The following is a 9084-nucleotide window of genomic DNA, read 5'->3' as shown; positions in this document are numbered from 1 at the left end:
CATTAAATTCGCATCATTTTCGCGTAGTCTTATTTCCATGCAGGTACGAAATAAAATTTCAGAACTTCAAATTTTGCGCCACAAATTACTAGCTATTGCCGCGCGATTATATTATTATGTATATGTATTTTAATTGTGGCAAAATTTAACCCGAGCGATTCTAATATTTTGGTCAAAGCGCCGTATTAAATTTAAAATTTATCTCAAAAAAGAACCTGCCTTAAGGATTCGATAACCGATCAGCTTGCCCCTTCGCGCGCCAAAACGACTTTGAAGGTTTTTAAAATAATGACGATGTCGTTCCAGATCGACCAGTTTTTCATATACCACGCATCCATGCCCGCCCTGGTCGCAAAATCCACATCGCTGCGCCCGCTCACCTGCCAAAGCCCCGTAATGCCGGGCTTGACGGCCAGGATTAGATCTGCGTATTCGCCCATATCCTTGCGCTCGTATTGCGCGCACGGGCGAGGGCCTACGATGCTCATTTCGCCCTTTAGGACGTTGATCAGCTGAGGGAGCTCATCGAGCGAACTTTTGCGCAAAAAATCGCCCAGCTTCGTGATGCGCGGATCGTGCTCGTATTTATGATATTTTTCAAAATACTCCACCTCTTGCGGATTTTGCTTTAGATACTGAGCTAAAATTTCATCGCCGTTTTCTTTCATCGAGCGAAATTTCAGACACCCAAATGGCTTGCCACCAAATCCCATCCTTTGGTGCGAAAAAAATATGCGCCCCGTGGGCTCTTTTAGCTTCATCATCAGCGCGATTACGCCAAAAATCGGCACCAGCAAAGGAAGTGCTAAGAAAATTAGCGCCAAATCAAGCCCGCGTTTAAGCGCTAAATTTAAAGGGCTTTTTAGAGAATTTCGTATCGCAAAGAGGCTGGTGCGCGAGGCAAAAACGCTGTAAATATCTGCCTGCGTAAAATCGTATGAGCGCAGCACGGGGGTAAATAAAATTTCTTTGTTTTTTCTGATGTTATGTTCGATAAGCTCGTTCAAAGCCTCCGCACCAAGCCTGCTTCCGCCGATAAACAGCACGTCGTAATCGTTGCCAAGAGCTCTAACGTATCCCAAATACGCGCTTTCTAAGACGGCGCTTTCAAACTCCTCGCCCTCGCCTAAAATTTTCGCCCTCTTTCGCCATAGGCCAAATTTAAAAAGCCTCCTTTTCGTTACGAGCTTAAAAAGCGGCAAAACCACCGCCATAAAGGCAAAGCTCAAAATAAAGCTGGCACGCGAAAATTCGTAATTGACTTTGATTAAAGCAAGCAACGCTAGGCTTAGCAAAAGCCCAAAAAAGCAGCTTCTCACTAAAATTCTACTCTCGTGCCAAAAATCATACCGCCTCGAATAGATCCCCTGATAAAAAAATAGAAATATCATTATGACATAGGACGGCGCGAAGCCCTGATACCTGCCGATGTCCAGCAGCACGCTATCGCCGTAGAGCAAATTTTTAAGCACCACGGCAAGCCCGAAGCAAAGCCAGATGCCGAAAATGTCGACCGCCAAGATTATCAAAACGCAGAGTTGCTTTTTCATCCTAGCTCCTATTAAAATCATCTTGCAGACGCACGATATCATCCTCGCCAGTGTAGCTGCCGACTTGAGCCTCGATTAGCACGACGGGGATTTTGCCTTCGTTTGCGAGGCGGTGAACCTCGCCCATTCTAATGAACGTCGATTCGTTCTCACGCAACAAGAAATTTCGCTCGCCCACAGTCACGGTCGCAGTGCCGCTAACGACGATCCAGTGCTCGTTGCGATGGTAGTGCTTCTGCAGCGATAGCCGCTTGCCGGGCTTTACGACGATACGCTTGATCTTGTAGCCGCGCTCATCTTCGAGCACCGTGTAGCTGCCCCACGGGCGGTGCGTCGTTACGTGCACGCGCGCCAGATCGCTATCCTTCAGCCGCTCTACCACCTGCTTTACCTTTTGGGTAGAGCCTTTTTTGCATACGAGCAGGGCGTCCTTGGTATCGACGATAGCAAGATTCTCGACATCTATGGCGGCTATCGTGCGGCCCGAGCCGATGATGAGATTGTTTTTAGAATTTAGAGTAATATTTTGCTCGCCAGCGGTGTTGCCGTTCGCGTCTTTAGGCAGTTCGGCGTCTAAGCTATCGAAGCTTCCCAGATCGCTCCAGCCGATGTCTGCGGGCACGACCTTAGCAAGGCTCGTGCGCTCCATAACTGCGTAATCGATGCTATCTGCGGGGATCTCTTGCATATCGCCTAGTTTAATTCTAATCGGATTTTCCGCATTAGAATTTTCATGCGCACGGACGCAGGCTTCGTAAATTTCAGGACTTTGCGATTTTAGTTCGCTCAAAAATACGCCGGCTTTAAACATAAACATGCCGCTGTTCCAGTAAAAATTCCCCGCCGCTATGTAGCTTTGCGCTGCCGCAAGCTCAGGCTTTTCGTGAAATTTTAACACGTCCTCGCCGCTTGCTTCGATATAGCCGTAGCCCGTATTTGCCTCCGTGGGCTTGATACCAAACGTCACCAAAAACCCCTGTTTTGCAAGCTCGCGCGCGCGCAAGACGCTGTTTTTATACGCCGTCTCATTTCTAATTAGATGATCGCTCGGCGTTACGAAAACGATCTCCTCGACCTTTAAGCTCAAACACGCAAGCGCGATCGCAGGAGCCGTGTTTCTGCCGACGGGCTCGAGAAGAAATTTTACGCCGCGCGCGCCCAAGGCCTCAAGCTGATCGAGCGCCAAAAAATACTGCTGCTCGTTCGAGACGACGAGCGTGCTCTCGCATAGCGGAGAGTTTCGCTCGTAGCTCATCATAAAAAGCGAGCGGTCGTCAAAGAGGCGCACGAACTGCTTGGGCATAAGCGTGCGGCTGATGGGCCACAGCCTCGTGCCGCTGCCGCCGCTTAGGATTATATTAGTCATTTAGGCCGTCCTTAAATTCCTCATATTTTTTCTCGACGTAGCTTTTGATCTCGGCTTCAAAGCGCGCGCGCGAAAATTTTAAAGAATTTTCTCTGATTTTTACAGGCTCAAATTTATCATAATTTTGCTCAAATTTAGCTACGGCGGCGAGCAGTCCCCTTGCATTTTGCTCCATAAAATACAGTCCGCTCTCGCCATCGCGCACCGTCTCGCGGGCGCCGCCACGCCCGAAGCAGATCACCGGCGTACCGCATGCCTGCGCCTCCACCGGCGTAATGCCGAAGTCCTCCTCAGCGGCAAAAACAAACGCCTTTGCCCGCCCCATTAGATCCGTCATCGTTTCATCGCTAGCAAAGCCCAGAAGCTCAATGTTTTTACCAGCTTTTGATTTTATTTTGGCCATATCGGGCCCGTCGCCGATAACGAGCAGCTTTTTATCCGTCTGCGAAAACGCCTCTACGATGAGATCGATCTTTTTGTACGGTACCATGCGCGAGGCGGTGAGGTAAAACTCCTCTTTGGCTTCGCGCAGCGTAAATTTATCCACATCCACGGGCGGATAGATGATGTCGCTGGGCTTGCCATAAGTTTTTTTGATACGACGCGCGATGTAGCGGCTGTTTGCGACGTAGTGATCCACGCGGTTTGCGGCGCTCGCGTCCCAGAGGCGAATTTTATGTAAAAAATACTTCGCCAGCACGCCCTTTAGACCGCGATCCAGCCCGCTTTCGCGCAGGTACTGATGATACAGATCCCACGCGTAGCGGATCGGCGTGTGTACATAGGCAATGTGAAGCTGATTTGAGTGCGTCAGCACCCCCTTTGCGACGGCGTGCGAGCTGGATAGCACGACGTCGTAGCCGCTTAGATCAAACTGCTCGATCGCAAGCGGAAATAGCGGCAAGTAGTTGCGGTATTTGTCCTTTGCGAATGGCAGCTTCTGGATAAAGCTCGTTTGGGCGCGCTTGCCTTTTAAAATTTTATCCCGGTCGGTGCCGCTTAAAAAGTCGATGAGGCTGTAAATTTCAAAATCATCCCATATATTGGTAAAACTCTCGACGCATTTCTCAGCTCCTGCATAGGTACTAAACCAGTCGTGGATAAGGGCTTTTTTCATTGCGGCTCCCTAGTTGATCTATTTTCAAATATCTGCTCGTAAATCTTTTCCACTTTACGAATCATAACGCCGATATCAAATTTATCTTTAAAATTTAGCAACGCTTCGGCTTGCATTTTACCGTATATTTTCTCATCGTTTAATAAAATTTCTATATCTCGGCACGCCTGCTGTGCGTCCTCAAACAAAAATCCGCTTTTGCCGTTTTCTACGACTTCGTTATTTCCCACGACGTTTGTCGCCACTATCGGGATACCGAGCGACTGCGCCTCTATGAGCGCATAAGGTAGCCCCTCCCACCTGGAAGTAGACAGATAGACATCCGTAGCGGATAGATACGCGGGCACTTCGTCGGTAAAGCCCGTAAAGATTATATTTGCGCCGTCTTTTTGCGCCATAGATTCAAATTTTACCCTATCGTCGCCGTTTCCGAGCCATAAAAAAACGATACTTGATTTGTCTTTAAATTTTTTGGCTATCTCGTACGCCAAACCCATATTTTTTTGATATTCAAATCTTGAAATAATGTTAACTACCTTTTTGCCTGACAGATCAAATTTTATCTTGGCATTATCGTCTTTTAAAAGAGCTTTTATGCCGTTATATACGACCTCGCTCTTGCTTTTTTTAAATAATTTAAGCTTTAAACAAACGCTATTTTCGCTATTTGAGACATTTATAAATTTATCGGTAAATAGTGCTAAAAATCGCTCTAAAAAAATATATGCATTTCTTTTCAAAAAACCGTATTCTCCGATATGAACGCCGTGTAAAGTGTGGACTATTTTTAGCCTTGGATTTAAAATTTTAAGTATCCGCGAATAGATGCCAGCACCCTTACCGTGAGAATGAATTATTTTTACATCTTTATCTTTTATGAATTTATTCAGTCCAAGGAGCTTTTTTACGCTAAATTTCCTATGCGGCAGAGCAAATATATCTTTAACCTTTTTTGACTCGTTCCACAGATCATAATAAGGCCTATCTTGCGGACAAGCAAGGTATATCTCTATCTCGCTGGATAAATTATTTATAAGCAGATCGACGTGTTTTGGCCCTCCTCCGTGATCAGCTCTAAGCGTAATAAATAAAATTTTCATTTTTCTTTCTTCGGTGGCAAACTGGCAAGCAACTCCTTAAGCCTGCCTAGCCACGTCATTTTTTCCAGATCAAGAGCTCGTCTCTCTTCTTTGTTTGAAATACAGCTTAAAAACTCCTCTTTATCTCCCGCAAAATGTACATAATTAGCCATATCCTTAATCTGCTCCCACTCTACGCTAACAACTTTTAATCCGCAAGCTAGATACTCATACATCTTTAGCGGATTTATACTATTTACTAAATCAGGATAATCTTTAACATTAAAAGGAATTATGCCCACCTGCGAATTATATAAAAACGCAGGAATTTTAGCGTATGGAATAGAGCCTAAAATATGCACGTTTTTTAGCTTCCTAAGCAAGGATAGATCTTTTTGCTCCGGACCTATTATAATAAAACTATAATTTGGCAAATTTTTAGCGCAATAATACACTAAATCCACATCAAACCAATCGTGTATTGCCCCTACGTAAATTACCCTAGGCTCAGAGATATCTTCAAGCTCCTGCGGCAAAGACCTATCGGCGGTCCTAAAAAAATCCAAATCGATACCATTCGGCAGATAGTGCATTTTAGATTTATCTTTTATTTGATCGTATTTTTCTTTTAAATTTTTCGCCGTATAAATGACTGCATTTACCTTATTCGCGATCTTTATCTCGGCGTCAAACTGTGTGTCCGAAACCGCGCCGAAGCCTTTTGAGTAATCAGCTATCCTTAAAATCGATTTTTTATAAGTTATGGTATCTAGCAAAAAACCAAACAATGGGCTATCGAACCACAATATATCAACTTCGCCAAAACCCCGCTTCTTTATAAAATTTAATAAATTTGGATACGTAAAATTTTGCCAATTATTTAAAACAAAATTTGACGATAAAAATGGTCTATTTTGAGGTGTAAAAAGAGAATGTGGAACATAATAAAAAATGCCCCCCGCACTTTCGCCTCCTTTGTTATAAATCCTTTCCCGCTCTTTTAATTCGCTACTATTTGCAAAAATTTTATGTATCGGCGAGATGGGATTTGAGATAAAAAACACCTCATACCCTAGCTTTTCAAACGCTCTGGCATAGTGATGACTGCCGACCTGAAACGGCGAAGTATAGTAATTCGCAACGGCCATTAAAACTTTTTTAGACATTTTTCATCAACTTCCCATACCCATTTGAATATAACCCAAATTTACTATAATAAAATTCCCTATTTGCCATATCGATAATCTCCAATTTGTCCCCTTTTATCTCAAATTTTCTAATAATTTTTACGCCTTTGTATTCTGCGGCAAGGCTTATAAAATTTTCTCCAAACTCCTCCACTTCGCACCTGCATTCTGCGAACATTCCAAATAGTCCTATCGCCCCTTTGCCCCAACTATTTTGCTCCAGATCTTCCACGATCGGCACGTTGTGAGCCTTGATGCTTCTAAATTCATTTCTTCTGCCGGGGAGCGGCGTATAAAGATAGGTGCCGGGATCTCTTGCTATATCCAGCCCGTCTATCCACAGCTCGTAGCCCAGCTTATCGTTGTGCGTATGTCCGCCGTGATCATTCTGTCCAAGCGGCGTAGCGCAGATAGCGAGGTAAAATTTATCAGATTTAAAGATAAAAATTCCGCTGTCCGGATAAAATATATTTTTGATCTCTTGCAAATTTGGAATTTTAAATTCTATGCTTTTTCGGTACGGCAGTTCGCCGAATTTCACGCCCGAGGCGGCCTGTCTTTTGTATGTTTTATCGCCTACTTGCAGCGTGCGTCCCGCAAGAGCTCTCGTAAAACTCCTCTCAAAGCGCATATCGTTTTTAAATATCTCATCGTCAAAAATCCCGCCCATGCAGCTAATTAGCGCGGAGTGATTTAAGATATTCTCGTCCCAAAACGGCTCGCTACCGCGCCCAAAACCGCTTAAATTTAGATATTTTCGCGCGGCTTGTTCGTTGCTCAAAAACTCGCCGTTTGGGCTAAATTTAAAAAACCTGCCGCTGTCGTTATCGCCGAATTGCGGCACTTCGCCGTTTGGCTTTGTAGTGTCCGCAGTAAACCTGCCGATTTTATACAGCCTGTCCACGAACCACTGCGGCAGCGCTATTTGACCGTTTAAAATTTTAAATTCCTGCTCATCCGGTGGCAAGAGTTTCGGCTTTTTGCGCCAAAGCTTTGCATCGTAATTTTTTAGCGATGAAATTTTTTCGCTTTTTAAACCCAGTATTAGAGCCGTAGCATACGCCATCAGCTCGCCGCTTAAGCGGTGATAACTCGTAGAGCCCTCAAAATTTCCGCCGTCTTCGTAAAATTCCTTTTTCATTTCGCTAATTATCTCTTGGAGGGCAAATGCCAGCCACGCGTCTATCTCGCCGCTGCCGTCCAAATACGCGCAAGCATACAGCAGACCCACGATATCGCTTAGATAGTGATTTGACGTAAGATGCGGCGAATATTCTAGATTATTTACGATATGAAGAGCGTGCTCGTAGACGCTATTTGAAAAGGCCTGCTTAAAATTTTGATCTAAAATTCCGCCCTCATCCATCTGGCAAAACATATCGTAAGCCGCCAGCATATTGGCGACCCTGATACCCACGTCCATCGTGCAGGTCCAATTTACGCCCATTCTAGGCGGATTATTACTGATAAAATCTAAAATTTGGTTTTTAAATTCTTTTAAATTTCGCTCTTTTAAGCTCGGATTCGCCATCGCAAAAATAGCAAGCTGCGGCAGGTGCTGCAACCTCGCAAGCTCCCACGGCACCTTTATATCGCTGCCGGGCTTATGGGCTATGCGCTGATCTTTGTACCATTTTTTTTCGCTCCATCGAAAGCCGCTTTTGAAATCCTTTTGCCAATCGATCGGCTCGTAGCCCTCTGGCACATTCGCGGGCGCCGCGACATTCATATCGTATTTGTAGCTCTCAAGCCCGAGCACCGCGCTATCATAGCTATTTTTTACCCAGCCGCTACCGAGCAGATCAAATTTATGCTCGATGTACATTTTAGATAGATATTTTGCGACATTAGGATCTATATTTGACAGGTCAAGTTTTTTTGTATTTATATAGCTATTTTTTATAATCGGAATATTAAAATTTATGTGAGTATTTTTATTTATAAAATCAATGCGACGTTTGATAAAGTTATTTAAAAAAACAGTTATTTTATTAAATAACTTTATCAAAACTATGCGAAATGGAGTAGAATATAGTCGCTTTAGATAATATAACATTATGCTTCCCCTATGCGCGGACAGCTTTTATATTCTTTAATTGCCCTAATAGCTAACCAGCTATAAAAAATCAGAGTTAATAAAAATAATAAAACTTCCGATATCATGTCAAGTATTTTAAAGATATAAATTATACTAGGAAAGAATAAAAATAACAAATAATAAAAATACCCTAAAAATAATTTTGGATATATTTTTTTGGAAACTATCATATATACAACGAATCTAAAAAATGAAATAACCGCTATACAATATATAAAGAAGTAAAAATCAAAATAATATGCACAAAACAAAAGAGAAGATACGCTTAGCGCTCCTACAAATATCTCCAAATAAGAAAAATAATGACTTTTCCCAGAAATCTGGATATTTAATTCAAGAATTCTCGAAATCAATGTGCAATATCCGCTGAATAAAAATATGAATAGGAAGTGCTGATACTCTATATATTTCTCTCCAGCAAATATATATACTACATAATATGAACCTAAAATAAAAATACACATCATAAATCCATATCCGTTAAAAATTATATTAAGCATCATCTTGTAGATTCCAATAAAATTCTTTTCCTTATACAATTTAAGGACTCTCTGAGAAAAAACTATATAAAGCGGATCAAACATAATATAAATAGTTGATGCTATTTTTTGATAAACCGAAAAAATTCCATTAAATTCTCTATTTAAAAAAACTTTATCAATGATAAATTGCGGGCTTAATGATGAT

Annotated in this window: 7 protein-coding genes; all 7 read right to left on the bottom strand. The window is 42.8% G+C overall.

The features are described 5' to 3' along the window. Positions 1-239: 239 nt before the first annotated feature. On the bottom strand, positions 240-1550 hold the full coding sequence (locus Q0340_RS09260) for a sugar transferase (RefSeq protein ID WP_298083076.1): 1311 nt from the start codon (positions 1548-1550) through the stop codon (positions 240-242). 1 nt (position 1551) lies between these two features. Further along, positions 1552-2916: a mannose-1-phosphate guanylyltransferase/mannose-6-phosphate isomerase gene (locus Q0340_RS09255; protein ID WP_298083075.1), complete on the bottom strand. Its 1365-nt coding sequence runs from the start codon at positions 2914-2916 to the stop codon at positions 1552-1554. Further along, the gene (locus tag Q0340_RS09250; protein ID WP_298083074.1) at positions 2909-4033 is read right to left on the bottom strand and encodes a glycosyltransferase family 4 protein; all 1125 of its coding nucleotides are present in this window, start codon (positions 4031-4033) and stop codon (positions 2909-2911) included. Before Q0340_RS09250 ends, Q0340_RS09255 begins: the two co-directional genes overlap by 8 nt. Beyond that, entirely contained in the window at positions 4030-5133 is a 1104-nt protein-coding gene (locus tag Q0340_RS09245) for a glycosyltransferase (RefSeq protein ID WP_298083073.1), read from the bottom strand. The genes Q0340_RS09250 and Q0340_RS09245 overlap by 4 nt, the downstream gene beginning before the upstream one ends. After that, positions 5130-6278 carry a glycosyltransferase gene (locus Q0340_RS09240; RefSeq protein ID WP_298083072.1) on the bottom strand — a complete coding sequence of 383 codons (1149 nt, stop codon included), beginning with the start codon at positions 6276-6278 and terminating at the stop codon, positions 5130-5132. Before Q0340_RS09240 ends, Q0340_RS09245 begins: the two co-directional genes overlap by 4 nt. Beyond that, entirely contained in the window at positions 6271-8355 is a 2085-nt protein-coding gene (locus Q0340_RS09235; RefSeq protein WP_298083071.1) for an alginate lyase family protein, read from the bottom strand. Before Q0340_RS09235 ends, Q0340_RS09240 begins: the two co-directional genes overlap by 8 nt. After that, the coding region (locus tag Q0340_RS09230; RefSeq protein WP_298083070.1) for a hypothetical protein at positions 8355-9084 on the bottom strand (730 nt) is incomplete at its 5' end. The genes Q0340_RS09230 and Q0340_RS09235, both read right to left, overlap by 1 nt.

Source organism: uncultured Campylobacter sp. (assembly GCF_938045595.1).
GTDB lineage: Bacteria > Campylobacterota > Campylobacteria > Campylobacterales > Campylobacteraceae > Campylobacter_B.
Note: the sequence above shows the minus strand (reverse complement) of the source record. Positions and strands in the feature narration are given on the sequence as shown.